At 41.3% G+C, this 24,922-nt stretch carries 20 protein-coding genes and 1 pseudogene; 11 read left to right on the plus strand and 10 right to left on the minus strand.

The window, feature by feature from the left end:
• The first annotated feature begins 207 nt into the window (after positions 1 to 207).
• Together CXF88_RS10515 and CXF88_RS10520 are read left to right on the plus strand one after the other, a co-directional pair.
• Positions 208 to 3,630, plus strand: a complete 3,423-nt coding sequence (locus CXF88_RS10515; RefSeq protein ID WP_101086791.1) for a PAS domain-containing hybrid sensor histidine kinase/response regulator — start codon at positions 208 to 210, stop codon at positions 3,628 to 3,630.
• Positions 3,631 to 3,661: 31 nt separating this feature from the next.
• Positions 3,662 to 4,261, plus strand: a complete 600-nt coding sequence (locus CXF88_RS10520) for a glutathione S-transferase family protein (protein ID WP_101087211.1) — start codon at positions 3,662 to 3,664, stop codon at positions 4,259 to 4,261.
• Positions 4,262 to 4,311: 50 nt separating this feature from the next.
• Here the strand turns inward: CXF88_RS10520 and CXF88_RS10525 are convergent, their stop codons facing one another.
• Entirely contained in the window at positions 4,312 to 4,743 is a 432-nt protein-coding gene (locus CXF88_RS10525) for a LysE family transporter (RefSeq protein ID WP_242445133.1), read from the minus strand.
• 4 nt (positions 4,744 to 4,747) lie between these two features.
• Here CXF88_RS10525 and CXF88_RS10530 point away from each other — a divergent pair, with 4 nt between their 5' ends.
• Positions 4,748 to 5,200, plus strand: coding sequence for a hypothetical protein (locus CXF88_RS10530; RefSeq protein ID WP_197708431.1), 453 nt, complete (start codon positions 4,748 to 4,750; stop codon positions 5,198 to 5,200).
• A 75-nt stretch (positions 5,201 to 5,275) separates the two neighbouring features.
• On the opposite strand, the gene bioA is transcribed toward CXF88_RS10530, so the two are convergent.
• Positions 5,276 to 6,610: an adenosylmethionine--8-amino-7-oxononanoate transaminase gene (gene bioA, locus CXF88_RS10535; protein WP_101086792.1), complete on the minus strand. Its 1,335-nt coding sequence runs from the start codon at positions 6,608 to 6,610 to the stop codon at positions 5,276 to 5,278.
• A 114-nt stretch (positions 6,611 to 6,724) separates the two neighbouring features.
• Between bioA and bioB the strand changes: the two genes are divergently transcribed.
• Genes bioB through bioD form a run of 4 tightly spaced genes read left to right on the plus strand, consistent with a single transcriptional unit; the run spans position 6,725 to position 10,480 of the window.
• Positions 6,725 to 7,777, plus strand: a complete 1,053-nt coding sequence (gene bioB / locus CXF88_RS10540; RefSeq protein WP_101086793.1) for a biotin synthase BioB — start codon at positions 6,725 to 6,727, stop codon at positions 7,775 to 7,777.
• A gap of 6 nt (positions 7,778 to 7,783) precedes the next feature.
• Complete coding sequence (locus CXF88_RS10545; RefSeq protein ID WP_101086794.1) at positions 7,784 to 8,983, plus strand: 8-amino-7-oxononanoate synthase; 1,200 nt, start codon at positions 7,784 to 7,786, stop codon at positions 8,981 to 8,983.
• 20 nt (positions 8,984 to 9,003) lie between these two features.
• Entirely contained in the window at positions 9,004 to 9,765 is a 762-nt protein-coding gene (locus CXF88_RS10550; RefSeq protein WP_101086795.1) for a methyltransferase domain-containing protein, read from the plus strand.
• A gap of 7 nt (positions 9,766 to 9,772) precedes the next feature.
• Positions 9,773 to 10,480: a dethiobiotin synthase gene (gene bioD / locus CXF88_RS10555; RefSeq protein WP_197708446.1), complete on the plus strand. Its 708-nt coding sequence runs from the start codon at positions 9,773 to 9,775 to the stop codon at positions 10,478 to 10,480.
• Positions 10,481 to 10,579: 99 nt separating this feature from the next.
• On the opposite strand, the gene CXF88_RS10560 is transcribed toward bioD, so the two are convergent.
• From CXF88_RS10560 to CXF88_RS10570, 3 genes are all read right to left on the minus strand, one after another.
• Positions 10,580 to 11,605 carry a GGDEF domain-containing protein gene (locus CXF88_RS10560; protein WP_101086797.1) on the minus strand — a complete coding sequence of 342 codons (1,026 nt, stop codon included), beginning with the start codon at positions 11,603 to 11,605 and terminating at the stop codon, positions 10,580 to 10,582.
• A 152-nt stretch (positions 11,606 to 11,757) separates the two neighbouring features.
• On the minus strand, positions 11,758 to 12,669 hold the full coding sequence (locus CXF88_RS10565) for a hypothetical protein (RefSeq protein WP_101086798.1): 912 nt from the start codon (positions 12,667 to 12,669) through the stop codon (positions 11,758 to 11,760).
• Between the two features lie 447 nt (positions 12,670 to 13,116).
• On the minus strand, positions 13,117 to 13,545 hold the full coding sequence (locus CXF88_RS10570) for a DUF413 domain-containing protein (RefSeq protein WP_101086799.1): 429 nt from the start codon (positions 13,543 to 13,545) through the stop codon (positions 13,117 to 13,119).
• Between the two features lie 108 nt (positions 13,546 to 13,653).
• Between CXF88_RS10570 and hdfR the strand changes: the two genes are divergently transcribed.
• Complete coding sequence (gene hdfR, locus CXF88_RS10575; RefSeq protein WP_101086800.1) at positions 13,654 to 14,508, plus strand: HTH-type transcriptional regulator HdfR; 855 nt, start codon at positions 13,654 to 13,656, stop codon at positions 14,506 to 14,508.
• 17 nt (positions 14,509 to 14,525) lie between these two features.
• On the opposite strand, the gene CXF88_RS10580 is transcribed toward hdfR, so the two are convergent.
• Positions 14,526 to 14,897 (minus strand): diacylglycerol kinase, encoded by a 372-nt coding sequence (locus CXF88_RS10580; protein ID WP_101086801.1) that lies wholly within the window; start codon positions 14,895 to 14,897, stop codon positions 14,526 to 14,528.
• Positions 14,898 to 15,303: 406 nt separating this feature from the next.
• Here CXF88_RS10580 and CXF88_RS10585 point away from each other — a divergent pair, with 406 nt between their 5' ends.
• Together CXF88_RS10585 and CXF88_RS10590 are read left to right on the plus strand one after the other, a co-directional pair.
• Positions 15,304 to 16,152, plus strand: coding sequence for a DNA ligase (locus CXF88_RS10585; RefSeq protein WP_101086802.1), 849 nt, complete (start codon positions 15,304 to 15,306; stop codon positions 16,150 to 16,152).
• Between the two features lie 202 nt (positions 16,153 to 16,354).
• Entirely contained in the window at positions 16,355 to 16,804 is a 450-nt protein-coding gene (locus tag CXF88_RS10590; RefSeq protein WP_347400439.1) for a low molecular weight protein-tyrosine-phosphatase, read from the plus strand.
• Positions 16,805 to 16,958: 154 nt separating this feature from the next.
• On the opposite strand, the gene ylqF is transcribed toward CXF88_RS10590, so the two are convergent.
• On the minus strand, positions 16,959 to 17,900 hold the full coding sequence (gene ylqF, locus CXF88_RS10595; protein WP_101086803.1) for a ribosome biogenesis GTPase YlqF: 942 nt from the start codon (positions 17,898 to 17,900) through the stop codon (positions 16,959 to 16,961).
• A gap of 130 nt (positions 17,901 to 18,030) precedes the next feature.
• Positions 18,031 to 18,870, minus strand: coding sequence for a 2OG-Fe(II) oxygenase family protein (locus tag CXF88_RS10600; RefSeq protein ID WP_101086804.1), 840 nt, complete (start codon positions 18,868 to 18,870; stop codon positions 18,031 to 18,033).
• A gap of 162 nt (positions 18,871 to 19,032) precedes the next feature.
• Here CXF88_RS10600 and CXF88_RS10605 point away from each other — a divergent pair, with 162 nt between their 5' ends.
• A complete protein-coding gene (locus CXF88_RS10605; RefSeq protein WP_101086805.1) occupies positions 19,033 to 19,950 on the plus strand; it encodes a bifunctional methionine sulfoxide reductase B/A protein in 918 nt (305 codons plus the stop codon).
• A gap of 250 nt (positions 19,951 to 20,200) precedes the next feature.
• On the opposite strand, the pseudogene CXF88_RS10610 reads toward CXF88_RS10605, so the two are convergent.
• Both CXF88_RS10610 and rne read right to left on the minus strand, forming a co-directional pair.
• A pseudogene (locus CXF88_RS10610) lies at positions 20,201 to 20,877 on the minus strand (SulP family inorganic anion transporter).
• 191 nt (positions 20,878 to 21,068) lie between these two features.
• The gene (gene rne / locus CXF88_RS10615; RefSeq protein ID WP_101086806.1) at positions 21,069 to 24,437 is read right to left on the minus strand and encodes a ribonuclease E; all 3,369 of its coding nucleotides are present in this window, start codon (positions 24,435 to 24,437) and stop codon (positions 21,069 to 21,071) included.
• Positions 24,438 to 24,922: the final 485 nt, after the last annotated feature.

Consider the following 24,922-nt stretch of genomic DNA (forward strand, 5'->3'; position numbering starts at 1 on the left):
GCTGTTTGCACTATTAGACCTTGGTCTAGTTTTAAAATATCCTTAATATTTAGTCTGTTGCACGTGTTAATATGGTAATGATTGCTGCAGATTTGGTCGATTATTTATATCGATTCTCTTATGTAGGTTGTTTTCTGCTCAATACATGATGTTTTAGATGAAAATAAAACAGATTTTTAATAATAATAAAGTGATAGCGGACGTTTCATGAACTTAACCTTAATCGTGGCCGTGATTGCGGTGTGTTATGTGTCATTGCTGTTTATTTTGGCATGGGGTGCCGAGCGATGGTTTAGTAAAATAAACCAAAAAGCTCAAGTATGGATTTATGGGCTCAGCTTAGCGGTGTATTGCTCATCATGGAGTTTTTTAGGCACAGTAGGTCAGTCTGCCAATGATTTATGGTCATTTCTACCTATTTTTGTCGGCCCAATATTAGTGTTTACCCTTGGGTTTGGCATGCTACGAAAAATGGTTGTAGTGTCTAAAGCACAAAACATTACTTCAGTTGCCGACTTTATTGCTGCTCGTTATGGCAAGTCACAGTTATTAGCGGCTTTAGTCACGCTTATTGCATTGTTTGGCATCATGCCTTATATCGCACTACAGCTTAAAGCAATGGTGTTTAGCCTTAACTTATTTCAACCTGATGATACCCCCTTAAGCCCAGTGGCGGTGCCATTATTGATCACCATGTTACTGGCCATTTTTGCCATTTTATTTGGTACGCGTAAATTAGATGCGACTGAACATAATCCTGGAATGATGGTCGCGATTGCGTTTGAGTCATTGGTTAAACTTGCGGCATTTATCTCAGTCGGCGTGGTAATTAGTTTTGGTGTTTTTGATGGCTTTGGCGATATTTGGCAGCAGGCATCAGATAAAGCATTAATCGAAAATAGTCACATTCGTTTAGAGTCGTTTCTCCCTGAACTATTTGTTGGAATGGCCGCTTTTTTATGTATGCCAAGGCAGTTCCATGTGATGGTGGTCGAGTGTGGCGGCGAGCATATTTTAAATAAATCACGTTGGATATTTCCGATTTATTTAGCCTTGTTTGGCTTGTTTGTCGCGCCATTAGCATTAGCCGGTAAAATTATTTTGGGTGATTCGGTATCTGCTGATACCTATGTGATTAATTTGCCTTTGGCACTAGACCAACCAATATTAGCGGTTGTTGCCTTGTTAGGTAGTTTATCTGCAGCAACGGGGATGGTGATTGTTGCTGTGGTGACTATCAGTGTGATGGTCAGTAATGAGTGGCTGGTGCCATTTTTACTGCGAACGGGGCAAATAAGGGAAAAAAACTTCAGCCAATTTTCTCAATTATTGTTAAATGTACGCCGTTTATCGATTGTGGTTATTTTAGGCTTCGGCTATTTGAGTTACTTACTGTTTACCGACAGTGATTCACTTTCACATTTGGGGATGATGTCCTTTGGTGCATTTTCTCAACTAGCGCCCGCACTAGTCGGCGGATTATATTGGAAGCACGGCAATCGAGCTGGTGTCTATCTAGGCCTTGCTGTCGGTTTTAGCCTGTGGTGTTTTATTTTACTTCAAGGTGCCGGTGAAGCCCGTTTGATTGGTAGTGAGTCAGGCTTACTCAATTCGATAACCCCAAATGTTAGTGATACTTTGATTGCTTTGTTAGCGAATATATTTTGCTATGTACTAGGGTCTATTTGGTTTAGAGCGGGTGTTGCTGAGCGCATTCAAGCGAGTAATTTTGTTAAACCTTGGTCATCAAAAAAAGATTCAAAAAAACGTCAAGGGCCTATTTCGCAACAAGATTTGTTAATTTTGGCTAGCCGATTTGTGAGTCCTACTCGTGCTTATGAGAGTTTTAGTCGTTTTTCAGCCGATGCAGTAAAAAGTGATAGTTGGTACAAAGCTGCCCCAGAAGAATTAATTGCCCACACCGAACATATGTTGTCAGGGGTTTTAGGTGCATCAAGTGCATCATTAGTGATGGACTCAGTCCTGCAAGGCCGCGATTTGGCGCTGGATGAGGTATTCAGTCTCGTTGATGAAGCATCCTCTAAAATTATTTTAAGCCAAGATATGTTACGTGGCGCAATTGAACATGCTTATGAAGGCATGAGTGTGGTCGATAAAGATCTTAATTTAGTTGCCTGGAATTATCGCTATGTCGAGCTATACCAGTACCCTGAAAGCTTTTTAGTCCAAGGAATGCCTATTGCTGATGTGGTGCGATTTAATGCATTGCGCGGCTTTTGTGGTACTGGAGACATTGAAAACCAGGTTGCTGTGCGAGTTCAACATATGCGTAATGGAACACCGCACACATCTGAGCGTGAACGCCAAGATGGTAAAGTGATTAAAATTCAAGGAAACCCAATGCCTGATGGCGGTTTTGTAATGACATTTACTGACATTACCCAATATCGCTTACAAGAGAAGGCGTTACTGGAAGCCAATGAAACATTAGAAAGTCGGGTACAAGAACGAACCTATGAATTGGCAATGTTAAACAGTGAATTACTTGAAGCTAAAGCACAGGAAGAAATGGCACACGCGTCTAAAACTCGCTTTTTAGCCGCAGTGGGCCACGACTTAATGCAGCCACTAAATGCCGCGAGATTATTTACAGCATCGTTATCACAATATCCTAATCTGGATCTTGAAGCCCGCACCACCTTAACTCATGTGAATAGTTCGTTGAAAATAGCGGGAGAGTTATTGACCGATTTGCTCGATATTTCTAAGCTCGACTCTGGCATGGTGGACGTTAACCGCCGTGATTTTGCTATTGCTGAAGTGATTAATGGTTTATCGGTTGAATTTGATGCAATGGCAAGTGACAGCCAAATTTCTTTTTCGATGGTGCCCTCTACCGCGACGGTGAACTCCGACCCTTCATTGTTGCGGCGTATTTTACAAAACTTTTTAACCAACGCTTATCGTTATGCTCGAGGTGGTAAAGTGTTATTTGGTTGCCGACATCGAGGTGACTTTATCGAGATTCAAGTACTCGATACGGGTTGTGGGATTAATGAGTTTGATATACAAGAAATTTTTAAAGAGTTTAAACGTCTTAATCATCCCAGTAGTCGTAATGTCAGTGGTTTGGGGCTGGGGCTAGCGATTGCCGATCGGATTAGCAAAGTACTTGATCATCAAATTCATGTAAGTTCAACCTTAGGCCATGGTTCTCTATTCTCTATATTCGTGCCATTAGGTGAAACGGTCAGCCAAATAAGCATTAAGCCTTTACCAACATTATTACAGCCTTTAGCTGGCATTAAAGTATTGTGTATTGATAATGAAGATGCCATTCTCGCGGGGCTAGAGTCGTTATTAAGTCGTTGGCAATGCGAGGTTATTTGTGCCAAAGATCTTGCTGACGCTCGAATTAAGTTAGGGCTTAAAGGGGTTGCCCCTGACATCATGTTAGCTGATTATCATTTAGATGATGATCAAAATGGTATTGATGCGATGAATGGTATTCGCAGTCGTTATGGTGAACATTTACCTGGAATATTAATTACTGCCAATACCAATAAAGAGTTGGTTGATGATGTCGAAAGACGCGGCTATCACTATATGGCTAAGATGGTTAAACCTGCCGCATTACGCGCGTTAATTTCTAGTCTGGTCAAAAAGTAAGTGAGTTATTTAGCGTTGAGGACAACTAATGATCACAGCCTATGGCGATAGCATGTCAGGTAATTGTTATAAAGTGCAGCTGGTGCTGAATATGCTAGGTGTTGAGCATCTATGGCAAGAAATGAGTATCACGAAAGGTGAAACGCAGACACCAGAGTTTTTAGCTAAATATCCAGCAGGAAAAATACCATCAATTGAACTCGATGATGGCAGAGTGTTGTCTGAATCTAATGCCATTATGGGGTATCTTGCAGAGGGCTCTGAGTTGATCCCAACTGATGTCTTTAGTAAAGCGAAAATGTACCAGTGGATGTTTTTTGAACAATATAGTCATGAGCCATATATTGCCGTTGCACGCTTTATTCAGTTGTATTTAGGGTTGCCTGATGATCGTTTAGTTGAATATCACTCACTGCACGTTAAAGGCCATAAAGCGCTTGTGGTTATGGAGGCTGAACTTGCTAAGCAACCCTTTCTGTGTGGTTCGCAGCTTACCTTAGCGGACATTGCTTTGTTTGCGTACACTCATGTAGCTCATCAAGGTGGCTTTGAGTTAGCCCATTACCCAAAGATTAATCAATGGTTAATACGCATAAAACAGCAAGCTGGGTTTGTGCCGATGGAGAGTTAATTCTTTACTATTTTTATGAATATCTTTTGATTTTCATGTGTTGTCTGTCGCTATAAATTTGTTGGTATTATTAATAAAGTATTAAATACTGAATAGGCGATAAAAAGCATAATTGTGCCGACTAAGACATCAATCACGCGTTGAACTTTCGGCGCACCTAACCAAGGGGCAAGTTTAGCGGCGCCAAGTGCAATAGTATAAAACCGCAAAACCGACGCCAGTATGGTATCTATAGCAAATGCCCATTTTTCGTTACCATCAAAAGTGCCGCCCACGCTACCTAATATCATCACAGTATTTAAATACACATGAGGGTTAAGCAAGGTGACCGAAAATGTGGTGCCGATAATTTTTTTACGACTATTAGCTGCTGTAATATGTGTTGCAATTTGGTACTGATTTCGCCATACATTTTTGAACGATGTTGAAGGTAAAGATCGTACGATTAATAGGTTAAAGGATGGCCAAGCTTTTGGCGTCATTTCGGTGCTATCTACACCGATTAAAGGTTGTCAACTAACTCGATTAGGCTGTGTCGACTATCTGCTAGTGGCGTTACCTGAGTTTAGTCGTCATTACTTCCCTAATGGAATTAGTGCAGACAGTCTTAGAAAAGCTCGGGGTATTGCGTTTGATCACAAAGACAATATGCACACACGCTATATTCAACAGCATTTTAGTCTGATGCAAGGTGAATACCCATTACATGCTGTACGTTCATCAGATGCTTTTGTGACCATTGCTAAACATGGCGCTGCCCATTGTTTAGTGCCAAAAACGCAAATTAAACCAGAGCTAGCCTCAGGTGAGTTAGTGCACATATGTAAAGACCATGTCATCACTGAAACGCTCTACTGGCAACATTGGATTTTACTTAAAGGTGTCTATAAAGACGTTTCAGATGCCATCATTTCCCACGCTCAAGAGGTATTAGATTAAGCTAAACTTTGATCTACCTAAACTGAGAATGACCAAAATTGAGACCTGCCCATGCAGAGAAAAGCCTAGCGTTGATTATCCATGGCTAATCAACGTTTGATTCTCTTCGGTAGGAACAAGGGTATCGGCAACTAACAACATGGCAGAGGTTAGTTCGGATAACTGGGCAGCGCTAATAGTATAAGGCGGCATGATGTAGATATAGCGGCTAAATGGCCTTACCCACACACCTAAGTCAACAAAGGCTTTTTGTAAGGCTGCGGTATTCACTGGCGAGTGCATTTCTATTACGCCGACACTGCCAAGTACTCGTACATCTTTAACCTCTTTTGACGTCATGGCAGCAGGTAAGGTACGTATTAAATGCGCTTCAATGTCTTTTACCTGCTGTTGCCAATCGCCTGCAAGCAATAAATCTAAGCTGGCGGTCGCTGCTGCACATGCCAATGGATTACCCATAAAGGTAGGACCGTGCATAAATACACCTGCAGGTGAGTCACTAATACCATTAGCTACTTCGTCACTGCATAAGGTGGCCGCGAGGCTAATATATCCACCGGTTAAGGCCTTACCAACACACAAAATATCCGCTTCAATATTGGCATGTTCATAAGCGAATAGGGTGCCGGTGCGGCCAAATCCAGTCGCTATTTCATCTAAAATCAGTAGCACATCGTATTGGTCGCAAAGTTGACGAAGTTTAGTCAGATACGCTGGGGAGTAAAAACGCATTCCGCCAGCGCCTTGCATGATGGGCTCAATAATTACGGCTGCAATATCTTGGTGATGTTGAGCAAATGCAGCATCTAAAGCCAGTGAATCTGTTTGATTAAGGGGGTCATTAAACTTAGACGTTGGCGCAGGGATAAAGACTTGTTCAGTGACATTATTACCGAACATGGTGTGCATTCCACCATCAGGATCACATACGCTCATTGCGGCAAAGGTATCGCCATGATAACCACTTTTTACGGTCATAATCCGCTGCTTTTGTGGTTGATTTCGGCCTTGCCAATATTGCAGCGCCATTTTTAATGCAACTTCTACTGCAATTGAGCCCGAGTCGGCTAAAAAAACCTTAGTTAAATTATCACTCGTCATCTGCACTAAGCGTTTTGAGGTTTCAATGGCTGGCTGGTGGGTTATGCCACCAAACATCACATGACTCAGTTGTGATAACTGCTTTTGCATAGCCGCTAAAATGGTCGGATGACTATAACCATGCACACAAGACCACCACGAACTGGTGCCATCTATAAGTACCTTGCCATCGTCTAAAGTCAACTCGCAACCTTGAGCGGAAATGACTCCATATACAGGCAGAGACTGGGTCATAGAGGTATAAGGGTGCCATATATGTTGTGCATCGAAAGCGTAATCGATAGTGGTATTTGTGTCGGGAAGTGCCATAATTATAGGTGCTCATCATTTGACCACTAGTAAAGCGCAAAGTGGTTGTTGCGTTGACAGTTTACGGGCTCAGGGTATCCTAGCCAACATAAAATCAAAATAAAGGAATGAACCATGTCGTTAGCTGAAGTTCGTCACGATTGGCAAAAAGCACAAATTGAAGCATTGTTTGCGCTGCCTATGAATGATTTATTGTTTAAGGCTCACAGTATTCATCGTGAAACGTTTGACCCTAACGAAGTGCAGATAAGCCGTCTTTTATCAATTAAAACCGGTGCATGCCCTGAGGACTGTAAATATTGTCCACAAAGCGCACGCTATGACACAGGCCTTGAAAAAGAACGTTTGCTTGAAATTGATAAAGTATTAACCGAGGCTAAAAGTGCTAAAGCTGCTGGAGCATCGCGTTTTTGTATGGGGGCAGCCTGGCGTAACCCGCGTGACAAAGATATGCCATATTTAACGCAAATGGTAAAAGATGTTCGTGCCTTAGGCATGGAAACCTGTATGACATTAGGCATGTTGTCATCTGAGCAGGCCGGGAAATTAGCCGATGCTGGTTTGGATTACTACAACCATAACCTTGATACCTCACCAGAATATTACGGCGACGTTATTACCACTCGCACCTATCAAAGTCGCTTAGATACGCTAACAAACGTACGTGCATCTGGGATGAAAGTCTGTTCTGGCGGCATTGTTGGAATGGGCGAACAAGCCACAGATCGCGCCGGTTTATTGCAACAATTGGCCAATTTAGAACAACATCCAGATTCGGTGCCAATCAACATGTTAGTCAAAGTGGCCGGTACGCCGTTTGAGAATATAGATGATCTTGACCCGCTTGAATTTGTGCGCACCATTGCTGTAGCCCGCATTATTATGCCTAAGTCGCGGGTGCGTTTATCTGCAGGACGAGAAAGCATGAGTGATGAACTGCAATCTATGTGTTTCTTTGCTGGTGCTAACTCTATTTTCTACGGTTGTAAGCTATTAACTACAGCAAACCCAGAAGAAAACGATGATATGAATTTGTTCCGTCGTTTAGGTTTGCACCCGGAACAAGGCCCACAAGTCCACATCGAAACAGATAACGCATTATTAGCCAAAGCTAACGCCATACAAGATAAGTCGACCAAGCAGTTTTTTGACGCAGCAGCGCTGTAATTAAGCATGACGTCATTAGGCCTGCCTGCGATTGGGAAACACCCAATAGCTTTACGGATAAGTGAAAAGCTTGCTGAACTAAACGCAGCAGGTCTTTTACGCCAGCGACATGTGACAGCAACGTCGCAACAGTCAGTATTGATTGATTTTAGTCATAATGATTATTTGGGTTTAGCCCATGAACCAGCGTTAGCACAAGCACTTTACGACGGTGCAACAGTATATGGTGTGGGCAGTGGGGCATCACCGCTTGTAAGTGGTTATAGCCAAGCCCATGTGGCGCTGGAACAAGGTTTATGTGAGATTACCGGTCACCAAGCTTGTATGCTGTTTAGTTCAGGCTTTAGTGCCAATAGCGCGTTAATGAAAACCTTGTTTAACCCCGATGATACGGTCATTGCTGATAAATTGGTGCATGCCTCTGTCATTGACGGTTTAAAAGACAGCGGCAGCAAAATTAGCCGATTTTTGCATAACGAAATCAATAGCGCTGCACGCATTATTGAACGAAATCCCAATACCGCAGTGGTTACCGAGAGCGTATTCAGTATGGACGGCGACATAGCCCCCATTGTTGAGCTATCGGATTTATGTAAGCAACATGGCTGTTGGCTCATTGTCGATGATGCCCATGGTTTTGGGGTATTACCAAGCTCGTTTGTTAATGCCGATAATGTCGATATTCAAGTCGTCACCTTTGGTAAGGCGCTAGGCTGTCAAGGCGCCGCTATTTTAGCCTCCACAGAAGTGATTGATTACTTGGTTGCGACGTGTCGTGAGTATATTTACTCAACTGCTTTAGCGCCAGCCAATGCTCAATTAGCATTAGCGGCAATTAATTGGCAACAAACTCACCCAGAATTATTGGAACAATTAACGGCTAATATTGCATTGTTTAGGCAACTCGCATTAGTAAATAAATTGAGTATTATGTCTTCTACTACCGCAATTCAACCGATTATGATCGGTGATAATCATCAGGTTATCGCTATTGCGCAGCAGTTAAAACAACAAGGTTTTTTAGTTGGTGCTATTCGTTCACCAACCGTGCCAAAAGGTCAGGCGCGTTTGCGGATTACGTTAAATGCACAGCATAAAGCCGCTGATATTCAATCACTTGTGAGCACTTTAACTCAGCTTATTCACCAATATAGTGATACTGACGCAAAGCTAGGTGCATTAGCGTCACAAACAGTGGCTAAATAAATCGTATCGATGAGACTCTCATGACGTTAGATAATCCAGTGGCAAGCAAATTTTCAATCGCCGCATCTCATTACAAGCAACATGATGTATTACAACGTATTACCGCTAAGCAATTATTAGACAATGCGCATCTATTTGGCACCTTACTTGATGTGGGTGCCGGTCCTGGTACGAGTTTTCATGCCTTTGATGTTAAGCAGGTCGTTGCGGTTGATATCGCTCATGGCATGCTTAAGCAATTAACCAAACAACACCCTGATTATTTACCGATATGCAGCGACGCACAGGCGCTTGGATTACAGAGTGCTTCCATTGACAGTATCTATTCTAATTTAGCCTTGCAATGGTGCCAAACGTTACCACAAGCATTTGCTGAGTTTCATCGAGTATTGCGACAAAATGGTGAGTGTCATCTTAGTGTAGTTGTTGATGGCAGTTTGGCTGAATTACAAACATTAGGCTTTAGAGTTAACCCATTTTATTCCGTATCGGCACTTAATGCCGCATTGAGTGCATCTCATACGACTGTGGATGATTGGCACAGCATTGATATCCATGTTGAGAGTATTAGCGTGTATTTTGATGATTTGCGCAGCTTGCTGTACTCAATAAAGGGGGTGGGTGCGTCGTTTGCTCAACAAGACGAAAACAATTCAACACAGCATCAGCCACTCACAAAGCAACAATGGCAGCAACGCATCGTACTTGCAGAAACAATGCGTACCGATAAAGGCTTGCCATTAACTTATCAAATTGCGTATATCCGCGCCAAGCGAGGTTGAAACGATGTTGTACTTTGTGACAGGAACCGATACCGACAGCGGTAAAACCTTAGTTTCGGCTGCATTATTATCCAAGGCTCAAGGCCATAAATGTGGCTTTAAACCGATAGCATCAGGATGTATATCCACCGACGCGGGCTTACGCAACAGTGATGCCTTAATGCTAATAGCTCAGTCGAATATGGATTTACCGTATCAAGTGGTGAATCCTATTTGTTTTGAACCCGCTATAGCGCCGCACATTGCTGCCAAACAAACTAATCAAACATTAACGGCTCAACGTGTACTTGATACTATGTACCATCCCGCGATGTTAGATGCAGATTTTGCCTTGATAGAAGGTGCTGGTGGCTGGCGTTTACCACTAGGTAATGGTGAGTATTTATCTGAGACTGTTAAATTATTGCACGCCAAGCTACAACAAATTCAGCTGGTTCAAGGTCAACAGGCGATATCTCAGGTTGAGGTTATTTTAGTTGTAGGCATGAAACTAGGCTGTTTAAACCATGCGTTATTAACTCAAGAGGCTGTGTTGGCCGACGGATTGTCGATAGCGGGGTGGGTTGCTAATCAAGTGGACCCTGATATGGCTTTTATTGACGATAACCTCAACAGTTTACAGCAGATGATGCAGGGACCATTTTTAGGTTATGTGCCTCATTTAGCCAATGCAACAGCTGAACATGCCGCGAGTTATCTGCAATTACCGAAATAATTCGTAGTCGAAAATATTAAGCCCAACTTTGCCCGCAGTTAGCTTTTCAGTATGAGCAGGCAAAAGCGGGCGATCAATCAATTGATATTACCAGAATGATTAGTTTGCGATTGGCATCACTCTATTACGACCTAAGCGTTTTGCTTCGTACAGTAACTTATCGGTTGCTTCAATTAATTGCGATACATTTTGCTTAGGTTTCCATTCAGCAACACCAAAAGATGCGGTTATCGAATCAATAACCTTGTCACTGCGTCTGTCTTTGACACTGAGTTTTTCGAGCGCTCTGCGAATGCCTTCAGCTAATTGTCTAGCAACTCTAAACTGACTACTTGGCACAATAATGGCGAACTCTTCACCACCAAAACGGTACAATTTAATTCCGTCACGGCAGGCTTCTTGGATCCGTTTCGCAACGGTTTTTAGGACTAAATCACCAAGTTGATGACCAAAATTATCGTTGAAGGTTTTAAAGTGATCAATATCAATTAAAATCATGCAGGTACCCGCAGGGGCTGAACTTATTTGCGCTTCAATGTCAGTGTTAAATGCACGGCGATTTAACACATTGGTTAGGGCGTCAAATAGCATGTCTTTTTCAGATTCAGCTAAACGAGTTTTGAGAGTATCAATCTCTGATTGAGCTTTTTGGAGTTGTTCGGTAAAACTCACGGTACTAGAACGGATGCTGGAAGATTCTTTAACGATATTTCTAATAATACCAATCACTTGCTCGAGAGAGAAACCTTTATTTTCAAGCTCGCTTAATTTTTTAAAATCTTTATCAATTTGATTTTGAAATGTCTCAGTGTCCAAATTAGTATCTTTGAGTGACTGAGATAACTCACATACCATAGCATCAAGGTTCTTACGCATGTCGCGCACATCTAGCTCAACCGGATCAGCCACATGTTTACGATATAACAATTCGCTGGTCACTGGTGAACAGGTTTGATTTTGTTTTACTGCAGTATCTAACTCTTGATTAAGTAACGGGTTTTGTTCACCCACGTAAGCATACCAAAGCGCGTAGTTTGTTGGTGTTGTGGGTATTCTATATTTTAACATTAACGGAACAGCTTTTTTCAAATTGGCTGCAGCGGTTTGCAGTAGAGTGTTCGACATTAAGTGCCTCATGATCCGGGCTAAGGAAAGACTTTAAAAAATCTACAATTGAAGTAAATATAACAATAATAGCAGAGTTTGTACCATGATATTATAGTGATACAAATAACAAAAAAGCATCCGAAGATGCTTTTTTAGTGACTTGAATCATATTAAAAAACGTAAGAGACAGCAAACATTGGGCCAGTAAAGCTGTAGTTTATATTGTAATCAAAAGTACGCTGTTCAATATTACCGACATTACGTGTTTTTTCGATTGTGACATCAACATCATAATAGTTGTAAGCCAGTTTTAATGACCAATTATCGCAAACCTTAGCTTCAACACCTAAACGGATATCGATAAGTGATCCATCTACATCATCATATTTGATAGCAAAATATTGGGCGTGAGCATCAAATGTCCAACCAGGATAAAATTCGTAAGAGCCGTAAAGGCCAATGTCTGGTAGAGGCGCCGTTAGAGTGTCGTCTATCACTTCAGGTGTTGCTACTGCATCGTTGCATAAACTGGTTAAGGTTGAGTCTGGCACGCAAATACCGATAGTGCCTTTAAAAGCGGTTTCGATAAACATGGTATGTATACCAACGGATACTCCAACAGCGTAGTGAGTTCCTTGCCATATGTCATAACCATAGCCAATTCGCAGAATATCAATATTGAGTTCGGTATTCAGTTTGGCGCCAGTTTCAATCAGGTAGTCTTTTCCATCAATATCTTCAAGAATAAAATCTTCTGATACCGTTTCAGTGTCTGCTTTGCGATCCAACGACTTCCAATCAATATAAATACTATGGCGTTGGTTAAAAGAGAATGTGAATTCAAAGTAGGGTAAGTATTGCTCTTCAGCAAGTAGCAGTTCATCTTCAAAGTCTACCGGGAATGTTCCGCCTGTTTTAGGGTTTGTAGCGATGAAGTTTGAATCTGAATTAGCATAAAACATACCGATATCAAGGGTATATTTATCGGTAACTGTTGAGTTGTTAGTTGATAGTTCCGTTTCTGCCGCAGCAGTTCGAGTACCTAATATCAACAACACTATACAAATAAAAGATCTTATCATTGAAACTCCGCATTTATTATTTTTTCTATATCACAGGATATGCGTCTTCATATGATGCTTTTGTCGAATTTAATACCTAACCTATTCAGCGCTGATATCCCAAATAAGGATTATCAAAATGCGCAGCCATAAACATTAAGTTAAAATAAAAACGACAAACTGTTCAGTGCATATACTAGCACCTTGCTACTAAATGTGAAGTATTTGTATAGAATTATTGCGCTAAATCAAGTTTTCGTTAATAGCTTGAACTCAACGGTGTAAAAACAACCATTCCAGCGAAAAGTCAACACGGATAAAGGCGCCAGAGCATTGGCGTATCTGCGGTGGGTGACAAAAATGTGACAGAACAAGAAAAGTAGAGCAGGATGTTGACTCTACTTTTACTACTCATGCAACAAATATGTTACATGTTTAATGTGGCGACTTTAGCCGTTGAAAGATAGTTTATTCTGACTCATCGGTGTCAGAAGCATCTTCTTCTACATCGTCAAATTCAATTTCAACTTTAGAGCTTGCTGGCGCGTGAATTGTCCCAACAACAGCATAAAATGGTTTGCCTTTTGCTAGACGACAATATTTAGACCACAATAGCTCCATTGGTGTTGTTGCAGGTTTTTTACCCTGTAAAACGTTAACAAATTGGTCTTCGTCAACATGACAAGGTAACTGCGAGCCATCGGCTAAATTTTTCATTGCTTGACCGTGTTGTTCAAGCAACTCAGCTTCCTTATTGGTAAAATCACCACAACGTTTAAATCCTTTTGGGAAATTCACGTCATCATAGAAGCGTTTAGTAGATTGAAAACTGTTGCTATGACCATTGGTGTTAGCATCAATACCTTGTTTTGCATTGATAAATGATTGCTGAGACATGGCTAATACCTTCTAGATTATGAGATATAAAGATTTGCAACTGGAGTATTGGCTAGTATTATCATTTTTTAAATCAAAATATTTTGTCCTTAATGGTAAAGAATTTTTATGGATACAGATTTATTAAAAACCTTCTTAGAAGTGTCCCGTACTCGACACTTTGGTAAAGCGGCTGAAAATCTATACCTCACTCGAAGTGCTGTCAGTTTTAGGATAAAGCAATTAGAAAATATTCTGGGTATAGAGTTATTTGAACGCTTACGTAACAACATTCAACCAACTCCGGCAGGTGAAAGAATGCTCGGCCATGCTGAGGCCGTGCTTAACGCCTGGGAAAGAGCAAAACAAGATATTATTTTAAATCAGCAGCACAGTGCTCAGTTAGCGTTGTCGGCTGGCGATAATATTTGGGATGCTTTTTTACAAGGTTTTTTACAGCCATTACATTTAGGCTTGGAAGGAGTGGCTTTAAGAACGGATGTGTTACCTGCAGCAGTAATGACTCGTCAACTTATTGAACGAACCTTAGATATTGCGATTACGTTTGATCCTCCAAAGCTTGATGGCGTTATATTAGTTAAGCTTGCTGAAGTAAAATTGTATTTAGTCTGCAAACAAGCAGGCGTTAAGCTTACTCAAACACCTACTTTACCTTATATAAAAGTAGATTGGGGGACTGCCTTTAATATCACTCATGCTCAGGATTTTACCATGTTACCTTTGCCGGTATTACATACAAGTTCTGCTCGTATGGCGTTGGACTTTATACTTAATAACGGCGGATGTGCATTTTTGCCTGAGGCACTCATACAGCCTTATTTAGATAACGGGACTCTGTATGTTGTCGATGATGCAAAATGTATCCATCGGCATGTGTATGCTGCTTATTGGGCTGAAAATGAAAGACTTGCTTATATTGAACAAGCCATTTCAATTTTGACTACCGCTAAGCACACTAAATGATATTCGTCTGGCTGTTATTAAAACAGTAATGGCCAAATAACGATGCCCCAAGTGATGGCACATAATACTAAACTGATAAAGACTGCTGCAGAAGCAATGTCTTTTGCCTGACCACTGAGTGGATGGATCTCATCACCAATCCGATCAACTACCGCTTCAATAGCGGAGTTCAACAATTCTACAATCAATACAATTAACACCGTCATGATAAGCAAAATACGATCAGTACTACTGATATTGAGTAGTAGTGCAATAGGTAGCATTAGGCAAGCAAGCACGGTTTCTTGTCTGAATGCCGCTTCATTTTTCCACGCTGACTTTAGCCCTAGCATTGAAAATCCTGTCGCTCGAAATACGCGTTTTAGACCATGATTGTTCTCTGGTTTCATTTTGCTCATTATCTTTTTGATGTTCATTCCGTAGATTGTAACATTCTGTTCATATGCATCCAGCGGTTATTTCGGTCTTATGATGTGCTGTAGAGCAGAAAAAACATTTATCGTTGTGCTGATATCTGCCCTCATCATGCATCGATTTATATCAAAATAAGCCCGACCAATGAATGGATAATTCTTCTGTTTGTACTAGGCTCACTTAACATTACAGATAATCATTTTAAACAGGCGTAAGTCTTTCGTCACGAATGGCAGGTGTTATAACAGTGTTTTGAGCGGTATTGCTCGGAAGTGACTTGATGCCCAATACAGTAAACACTTGAGGCATTGAAATAAACTTTTGAACAAAAACGAAAACGAAAAGACACTAAATGGATTTTATTATTAGCAAGGATTGCATATGCGTAAGCTACCTTATATTTTAATTTTGGTCATTAGTTCACTGCATTGTTTTACGATAAAGAGTGAAGTGTTATCAATTCCTCCTATTCAGTTAGCAACAAAGTATCAACAAGATATCGACGTCACTGAATACTTAATCAGCGAGAAACTCGATGGCGTTCGAGGCTATTGGGATGGCAGTAATATGCTGACTCGCAGTGGCCGAAAAGTGACTCTACCTGCGTCGTTTACCCTTGGTTTTCCTAATACTGCTATTGACGGTGAACTTTGGTTAGGTCGTAATCGTTTCGAAGATATTTCTGCATTGGTTCGACGTCAGCAAGTACCTGATAAAGAGTGGCTGGAAGTCAAGTTTATGATGTTTGATTTGCCACGACATTCCGGCCCCTTTATTGATCGCTATTCAGCAATGAAAATGTTGGTAGAACAAACGGCCTCCATACATTTACAGGTCATTAAGCAGGGGCCAGTGGTTTCAACGGAAGCTTTGTTTACACTGCTTGATTCCGTCGTTAATGCTGGCGGTGAAGGATTGATGTTACATTATCAGCAAGCGCATTATGCTGTCGGCCGCAGTGAGTATATTGTTAAGCTCAAACCCAAATATGACGCTGAAGCTGTAGTGATTGGTCATACAGAAGGTAAAGGTAAATATAGAGGTAAGCTAGGTGCGTTAATCGTAAAAACACCTGCAGGGATCGTGTTTAATATAGGCAGTGGTTTAAGCGATAAACAACGAGAAAATCCACCTTTAGTTGGTTCGATAATTACTTATCAATATTTAGGCTTAACTCAAAAAGGGACACCAAGATTTGCTACTTTTCTACGCCAAAGGCCATCACAATAACGCTCAAACTTGCTGACATGTTGCGTGGTGTATTATTAAATAATAATGGTAAAACTAAATGTAGAACTAAATGTAAAACTACAATTAGTAATGATCATAACCCCGGTTAAGGTATCGGCAACATGATTAAGTGATGATATAAAACTGGAGAAAATGGCGGTTATCAATGATCGATGATAAATATCTTTTAAATGTTCGCTAGGTGTTGTTTGTCTGTATGGGCAATATTTGCCGTTCGCCGACGGCAGAGGCAGTGTTTAGGCAACAAATGAAACGTCACTCGCTTCAACTTGATATCGATTCTGCAGGGACTATTGCTTATCATCAAGGGCATGCTCCGGATAGTCGCAGTATTATTGCTGGCAACAAGCGCGGACTTGATTTTTCAGGAATGACAGCTCGGCAGGTTATCGATGCTGATTTTGAACGATTTGATTTGATTTTAGCGGCAGACTTTGCCAATTTAAATGATTTGAAAGACAGGTGTCCTGTCCATTTACGATATAAATTACAGTTGATATTAAGCTATGGTGATTCGTTAGTCGAAGAAGTACCTGACCCATATTATGGTGGTGAGCGAGGATTTGAGATGGTTATCGATTTGCTTGAGGCCAGTTTAATGGCATTGGCGATTAAGTTAGCTAAACGTTGAAATATAATCAATTAACTAAGGAGATTTAACTAAGGCTACTTATCTAGGTTAATTAATTATGGTTACTTAATTCAGGCTACTTAAGCATGGCAGTTCTTTCTGAATAATAAGTGCTAGGCCGGCATTGATGTTGACGACCTAGACTTTGTTCGGCTTAATCGTTATAACGTTTACCGGAGCGTTTAAGTTTCTCTTGCTCTATTTTCTGCTGTTTAATGAGTTCTTTCTCAGCTAATTTACGTGCAACTTCCTCTTTTTCTATTTCAGCCATCGCTGGAGTTTCAAGGCTTAATAGTCCGATTTTCCCTGAGCGGTATTCATGTAGTAAGAGTTCAGATACTTTATGGTAATCAACTCGTGCGCCAGGGCGAAGTGCTCCGCGGGAACGACTGATAGCTTCGAGTAATTCGATATCGCTGGCGGGTAGCGATTGAAGCTTATAACGTTCGCAAATTTCGTCGGGATAGGCTTTAAGGAAATAGCCAGCAGCAAACATTGCCACATCTTCGTATTCCATAGCGGTATCTTTAATTGCACCAGTGACAGCAAGGCGATAGCTACTGGCTTCATTGTCCACCTTTGGCCATAAAATGCCCGGAGTATCCGATAGTACTATTCCGTTACGTAAGTTAATACGTTGCTGACGTCTTGTGACAGCAGGTTCATTACCTGTTTTGGCTATAGTGCGACCCGCTAAGGTATTAATAATTGTAGATTTACCAACATTAGGAATACCCATGATCATGGTGCGGATGTCTTTTTCCATAATGTCACGGTGTGGCACCAGTTTACGGCAAAGATCAGGAATGCTTTTTACCATACTGGGTTGTAAACTTGTGATTGCTGATGCCTGAACGCCTTGTTCACGTTCTAGGTATTCAATCCATTGGGCGGTAACCTTAGGATCGGCTAAATCAGATTTATTCAGTAATTTAATGCAGGGTTTATCACCACGTAGTTGTGACACCATCGGATTTTCACTGCTGTATGGAATACGTGCATCGAGCACTTCAATAACGAGATCCACTTGAGGCATTGCCTCCTCGATCTCTTTACGTGCTTTGTGCATGTGTCCTGGATACCACTGAATTGCCATGATGTTGCCTTATAAACCGGAGAGTAAATACAATAAATACAAAAGTGATATTCTACCTCGTTAGCAGATTAAATGCATAAAAAAAGCGCCCGAAGGCGCTTAGTATCATTGCTAAATGAAGCATTAATGTTTAAATGACGCCTAATTCACGTAATCTTTCCTGTAAATAGCTGTCAGCGGTATAACGCTCTGATAACACGACTTCTGGATTAGGATGCAAAAACAGCGGTAATGAAATCCGTGATTTGGTTTTGTCTGTCCCTTCAGGGTTGATAACCCTATGTGATGTCGAAGGGAAATAGCCACCCGATGCTTCTTGCAACATGTCACCGATGTTAATAATGATGCTGCCAAAATCGCTAGGTACGTCAATCCATTCACCGGTTTTGGTTTTCACTTGTAGTCCAGGTTCATTTGCTGCAGGTAATATGGTGATGAGGTTAATGTCTTCATGCGCCGCGGCACGGATTGCGCCCATTTCCTCATCTCCGTTCACTGGAGGATAATGAAGAATGCGTAATAAGGTTTGCTGGCTTTGAGCAATCATGTCAGGTAATGGAATCGTATATTTTGCCGCAACATCTGCAGGTGTATATTTTTCAATCCAACTGAGTAATTCCGCAGCTAGGGTGTTGGCATGTTCATAATATGCAAGAATATTGGATCTAAGTGAATCAGGAATACGGCCCCAAGGATACACATGATAATATTCTTTGATATCTTTTACATTGTTACCTTTGGCTGTTTCAGAAATCGATGCAGGAAAAAATCCATCGTGTGTTTCTGACTTGAACAAAAAGTCATGTTTTTGTTCAGATTGGAAGAAGTTGTACCACTCTTTATAAATGTCTTCGACAAGTTGCTTTTGAATAGGGTGATTCGATAGTACCCCAAAACCTGTTTGTTGAAGCGATTCAACAAAGCGCTCAGCGCTATCTGGTGCTAAGTAATCAATTGTATTTAGTTTCATTATATTTTCTTATTAGTGTGTTGACCCACTGCTAATGGTAACCTTAGTCACACTTTGTCGCAATTCTTTGCGTGTCTTCATGTTGTATTGGTTGAACTGATGCTGCGGATCTCACGTATCCTTTGTTAATATTTGCGACAAACAACTCAATGAGAGCCGACAATGAATAATTTAACCGAATTTGAAAAATATGTAATTGAACAAAAAGGTACAGAACGGCCTTTCAGCGGTGAATATGTTGATCATGATGCGCAAGGCGTTTATTTATGTAAAAAGTGCCATGCACCTCTTTATAACAGTGAACATAAATTTAATGCACATTGTGGCTGGCCTGCATTTGATGATGAAATCGAGGGCGCAGTAGAACATACTCCTGATGCTGATGGTCATCGAACCGAAATCACCTGTGCACAATGTGGCGGTCATTTAGGTCATGTGTTTGAAGGCGAGCATTTAACGGATAATAATGTTCGTCATTGTGTTAATTCAGTATCGATGATTTTTAAATCCCGTGATGAGTTAGCGCAATCAAGTTCGGCGGTAGCTTCTTACCAAAAGGCCACTTTTGGCGCTGGGTGCTTTTGGTGTGTTGAGGCTATTTTTGCTCAACTTAATGGCGTGCACAGTGTTAAATCAGGTTATTGTGGCGGTGAAGCAAAAGATGCAAATTATGACGCAGTGTGTTCTGGTAAAACAGCTCATGCAGAAGTGGTTCATATTGAATTTGACCCTGCGGTTATTCAATTTGACACCTTACTTAGCGTACTATTTGAAAGCCACGATCCGACCACACTTAATCAACAGGGTAATGATAAAGGGCCACAGTATCGTTCAGCTATTTTTGCCCATAACAGTGAACAAGTAGATGCTGCAAACCGATTTATTCATGCGTTAACTGAACAACAACTTTGGCCTAGGCCGATAGTGACCGAAATCAGTGCGTTTGACACATTTTATCCTGCTGAAAATTATCATGATGACTACTTTGCAAAGCATGGTGAACAACCTTATTGCCAATTAGTGGTTAAGCCTAAATTTGATAAAGTCATGAGTAAGTTTGCAGATAAGCGTAAAGTGTAAACTAAATTTTTTGCTCTTGTATTAGGGCTAAGCATAATAAAAAAAGGGGTGATTGAATATTCAATCACCCCTTTTTTTATATCAATTCCATTAATTATGCGCTCAATCAGAGCCTCTCAGGTTCTCCAGTTTGAGGCGCATTGTTGAAAGAATGGTTGTTCCCTTGTAAAACAATGCAACAAAGAAATGGAAAGCCTGAGTAACTCCCGCTGAATGACCAGATAATTATTGGCATTGGTATTATGTCCGTTTAGTCTAATTTATCGTCGGCCACTTTGTAGTGGGGATCTTCGATAATATTAACTTCAATCAAGTCCCGTGCTTTATGCAGTAACGCTTTACAATCTTGGCTTAAGTGACGTAAATGCAGACGTTTCCCCGCAACCACATAACGTTCAGCTAAGGTATCGATAGCCTCTAACGCTGAATGATCTGCCACTCGTGAATTTTGAAAATCAATAATCACATCTTAGTTATTATTTTTAGCATCAAATAATTCAAGGAAATTAGCCACTGAGCCAAAGAATAATGGCCCATTTAAGCGATATATTTTCCAGCCATTTGTGTCTTCACTTATCTCTACGTTGATGTGTTTTGCATGTTGCCATGCAAACACCAAAGCAGATACGATAACACCAACAAACACAGCAAAAGCCAGATCGGTAAATGCCGCTACACCGTGTTCAATCACTAATGACACCATGACTACTGCCATAGCACCTGTAGCGCCGGAAATCATACCTGGTCGCCCGCCAATTAATGCGGTGATTAAACCCATAATGAAGGCAGCGTATAGTCCTACCATAGGTTCAACATGGGCGACGAACGCAAAGACAACTGCTTCTGGGATTAGGCTAACGCCACGGTTAATCCTGACAAAATATCGGCTTTACTACTACTTGTTTTATGGCGAATGAGATCGAACATTTAACCTCTGGTTTTGTTTGTAAGTTAATAAAAAGAGGGGTTATTTCAACAAAAAACATTTGTTTTTTGAACTATGATGATATCAATCCAATGAGACTGTTTTTTGAGTTTTCTATTAATATTGTCAATAAAAAAGCCATGCTATGCATGGCTTTATAAATAATGGGGGGCTAGTTAGCCCCTTATTATCGTTACTCTCCAGGGCGAGTCATATCAGCAGATGCACTGTTATTCTTTGCTACTTTGGGAGTGTTGCTTTCAGTTGCTTGGGCTTCATAAGTACGCCCTTGAGGTACAGCTTTCTGCTCACGTACATCAACCGTAGGTTTAGTCGTGTCAGATGACACCATAGAACCAAAGCGACTTGTTTTTACAGGTGCTTTTATCGACGGTGCAACTTCAGTTGCAACCGTGGCTGCTATTGCCGCCGTGACGTCTTTTACCACTTCAGGTTTAGCTTGGCGCACAATTGCAGCAGGCTTAGCCATTGGCGCTGATGAATTGGCCGCAACCGATTTATCTTGCTTGCTAGTTAACGCTGCGGTTTTTTCAGTTTCAATAGATGTTGTTTCGGTCAGTGTCGCTACCGGTGCTTGTTTAGCTTCAACATCAACCGTTGTTTTAGCAACTTCTACTTCAGCTTTAAGTTCAGGGGCCTCAGGTGCTTTTACTGCTTGAGGTGCCACCTTTATTTCTACTGGCGTTTCAGTTGTTTCAACATTAACCGCTACAGCATCAGCTTTGTTAGCTTCTGTCTCTAAGGCTTCAACTGGCTTAGTAACGGGTTCAACAGGTGTATTAACGACTTCAGCAATTGCTTCACCTTCAATATCTGGAGTCTTCGCTTGAGCTCTAGCTTGTTCAGCATCTAATTGCTTTTCTAGCTCATCATTAGGTGTGAAAACGGCTGGTTGAGTAGAGCCCGTTTCATCATCACGACGACGGCGTTGACCTGCTGCACGCAAGTGACGCGGGCTACGACGGCTACGACGTTGACCTTCACGGCCTTCAGCTTCGCTGTCTGATGTAGCATCGTCAGCGCTTGAGCTTGACTCATCCGTTTCAGTTACAACGCCAGCGTTAGCAACTACCGTTTCAGTGACAGTATCAACATCTGCTTGAGTTGTTTCTGTTTTTACTTCAACCACGGCAGTAGCGTCAGTTTCAACTGGAGCAGCAGTACTGGTAACATTTGCTACTTCAGTAACTGGATCAGTTGTTTGCTCTGTTCCATTTTCTGCTGGTGCTTCAACCGCCTGTTCAGTCTTCTCTTTACGAGGTTGACGACGACTGCGTGGCGCTCTCGTTTCTGATGTTTTTTCTTCAGCTACTTTTGACTCTACCGCTTTAGGTTCTGATGTCATTACCTCAACTGATTGCTCAGTTGATTTATTATCATTAACATCGGTTGTTGGTAATGTTTCACTCTGTTCGCTTTCAATACGCACTTTACGACGTAAATTACGACGCTGGCGACGCTCACGAGCAGCTTCTTGTTTTGGAGATTTTTCCGTAGCAACTTTAGACTCTGTTACTTTAGCCTCTGTTGCTTTGGTTTCATTGACAGGCAATGGCTTGTCAACTTTCTCAGTTCTCGGTTTGTTTTTGGCGTTGTCATCTTGAACCGTATTTCTGCTATTACGTTCATTACGCTTATTCTGAGGACGAGCTTCTGTGCTGTCTTTTGATTTATCGCTGTCATTTCGCTGACGACGACTATCATTGCGTTTGTCATTACGGTTAGTGCTGTCGTTACGAGTGTCATTACGACGGGTATTACGACGGGTGTTAGTTTGAGCCGTTTCTTTCGTTGGTTCAGCTGCTTTGGTATCTTTGGCCTCAGCTTCATTACCTGAAAATAAGGCGCTAATTGCTGAGATCATTCGAGTGAATAATCCTGGCTGATTAGACGTTGCCACCGGAGCGACATTTGCAGGTATTGCTTGTACTGTATCTTCAGCGGCTTTTTGTGGAGCAGTAAAGCCTTTTAATGCAGGCTCAGGAGACGCTGCACGCTCAAGCTTACGAGGCTCATACAATTTGGCGACTGGTTGTTCTACTCGCTTATAGCTAGATTCACTGACTTCATCATCACTCTTACGACGTACAACGCGGTAATCTGGTGTTTGCATGTGTGCATCTGGGATGATGTAAACTTCAACTTCGTGACGTTCTTCGGTAATACGAATTGCTTTACGTTTCTCGTTTAATAAGAACGCAGCAACATCAACCGGTACAATCGCTTCGATTTGTGTAGTGTTCTCTTTAATGGCTTCTTCTTCCATTAAACGTAAAATCGATAGCGCTAATGATTCAGTACTGCGAATAGTGCCTTGGCCATGACAACGTGGACACAAGTGAGCTGCTGATTCTTCTAACGATGGACGCAGACGCTGACGCGACATTTCCATTAAACCAAAGCGAGAAATACGACCTAATTGCACACGAGCACGGTCATGGTGTACTGCATCACGTAAACGGTTTTCTACTTCACGTTGATGACGAACAGGTGTCATATCGATAAAGTCGATAACCACTAAACCGCCTAAGTCACGTAGACGTAATTGACGAGCAATTTCATCCGCAGCTTCAAGGTTAGTGTTTAGCGCTGTTTCTTCAATATCGCCGCCTTTAGTTGCACGGGCTGAGTTGATATCGATCGACGTTAATGCTTCTGTCGGGTCAATAACAATTGATCCGCCTGAAGGTAAACGCACTTCGCGTTGGAACGCTGACTCGATTTGAGACTCAATTTGAAAGTGAGTAAACAACGGTACTTCAGAATCATATAGTTTTACACGTTCTACAAAATCGGGGCGAACTAAACCAATGTGCAATTTAGCTTCTTCGAAAATACGTGGGTGATCGATAAGGATCTCACCCACATCGCGACGTAAGTAGTCACGAATAGCGCGAACAATCACGTTGCTTTCTTGATGAATTAAGAATGGCGCGGCTTTACTTTGAGCAGCTTCTTGAATAGCGTCCCAATGATGTTGTAGTACTTTTAAGTCCCACTTTAGCTCTGTTGATTCTTTGCCTACACCAGCAGTTCGCACAATCAAGCCCATACCATTAGGTACTTCTAGCTCAGCCATTGCTTCTTTGAGTTCGGTACGTTCATCACCTTCGATGCGACGAGAAATACCGCCAGCACGAGGGTTATTTGGCATTAATACTAAATAAGAGCCAGCAAGGCTAATAAAGGTAGTTAGTGCAGCGCCTTTGTTGCCACGTTCTTCTTTATCGATTTGAACGATGACTTCTTGGCCTTCTTGTACCACTTCTTTAATGTTTGGGCGGCCTTGGAATGAATAACCTTTAGGGAAGTATTCGCGACCAATTTCTTTGAGGGGTAAAAAACCATGACGATCTGCACCGTAATCAACGAATGCGGCTTCAAGTGACGGTTCTACTCGAGTGATTTTACCTTTATAGATATTTGATTTTTTCTGTTCGTGACCTGGACTTTCAATGTCTAAATCATACAGTTCTTGCCCATCAACTAGGGCTACGCGCAACTCTTCTGATTGAGTTGCATTAATTAACATACGTTTCATGATGACGTGATTCTTCTAAATGAGGTCATCAAACAACACGATTTTTTCTGCATTACGGGCCTGAATTAATCGGTATAACCTCACGGCTAGATCCAGGCAATTAGGTGCTCATTACTGTAAAACGCAGTCACTGCGTGTCGCATCCTATTTATGGCTTATTTTCTAATGTTTACAAAAACAAGGAATTGGTTGACTAACAACCAACCCCATAAATTATGGTATTTTAATCCGTTAATGCCCAAGTCGAATCGGTTTGTTTGATAACAAGCTAAAATGTTGTTCGAATTTGGGGCGATTTACTACAGTTAAATTGAAATCTTTATTCAAAACTTACGGTTTAATTGCACAAACGGTTTTTGTCGTTTTTTAATTAATACAATTTGCAAATCAATGAGTTGCTACCGATTAGGTTCATTTTTTTAACTGCTAGTGTTTCGCATTTGGTCAAAGTTGTGAACACTTTATCCACTGTTTACTCTCAACCT

Source organism: Shewanella sp. ALD9, assembly GCF_002836315.1.
Taxonomy (GTDB): domain Bacteria; phylum Pseudomonadota; class Gammaproteobacteria; order Enterobacterales; family Shewanellaceae; genus Shewanella.

Bases quoted from the DNA above. Each gene is read 5' to 3' on its own strand.
- CXF88_RS10515 (WP_101086791.1), top strand. From the start codon at position 208: ATGAACTTAACCTTAATCGTGGCCGTGATTGCGGTGTGTTATGTGTCA.
- CXF88_RS10525 (WP_242445133.1), bottom strand. From the start codon at position 4,743: ATGACGCCAAAAGCTTGGCCATCCTTTAACCTATTAATCGTACGATCT.
- bioA (WP_101086792.1), bottom strand. From the start codon at position 6,610: ATGGCACTTCCCGACACAAATACCACTATCGATTACGCTTTCGATGCA.
- bioB (WP_101086793.1), top strand. From the start codon at position 6,725: ATGTCGTTAGCTGAAGTTCGTCACGATTGGCAAAAAGCACAAATTGAA.
- CXF88_RS10545 (WP_101086794.1), top strand. From the start codon at position 7,784: ATGACGTCATTAGGCCTGCCTGCGATTGGGAAACACCCAATAGCTTTA.
- CXF88_RS10550 (WP_101086795.1), top strand. From the start codon at position 9,004: ATGACGTTAGATAATCCAGTGGCAAGCAAATTTTCAATCGCCGCATCT.
- CXF88_RS10560 (WP_101086797.1), bottom strand. From the start codon at position 11,605: ATGTCGAACACTCTACTGCAAACCGCTGCAGCCAATTTGAAAAAAGCT.
- CXF88_RS10565 (WP_101086798.1), bottom strand. From the start codon at position 12,669: ATGATAAGATCTTTTATTTGTATAGTGTTGTTGATATTAGGTACTCGA.
- CXF88_RS10570 (WP_101086799.1), bottom strand. From the start codon at position 13,545: ATGTCTCAGCAATCATTTATCAATGCAAAACAAGGTATTGATGCTAAC.
- hdfR (WP_101086800.1), top strand. From the start codon at position 13,654: ATGGATACAGATTTATTAAAAACCTTCTTAGAAGTGTCCCGTACTCGA.
- CXF88_RS10580 (WP_101086801.1), bottom strand. From the start codon at position 14,897: ATGAAACCAGAGAACAATCATGGTCTAAAACGCGTATTTCGAGCGACA.
- CXF88_RS10585 (WP_101086802.1), top strand. From the start codon at position 15,304: ATGCGTAAGCTACCTTATATTTTAATTTTGGTCATTAGTTCACTGCAT.
- ylqF (WP_101086803.1), bottom strand. From the start codon at position 17,900: ATGGCAATTCAGTGGTATCCAGGACACATGCACAAAGCACGTAAAGAG.
- CXF88_RS10600 (WP_101086804.1), bottom strand. From the start codon at position 18,870: ATGAAACTAAATACAATTGATTACTTAGCACCAGATAGCGCTGAGCGC.
- CXF88_RS10605 (WP_101086805.1), top strand. From the start codon at position 19,033: ATGAATAATTTAACCGAATTTGAAAAATATGTAATTGAACAAAAAGGT.
- rne (WP_101086806.1), bottom strand. From the start codon at position 24,437: ATGAAACGTATGTTAATTAATGCAACTCAATCAGAAGAGTTGCGCGTA.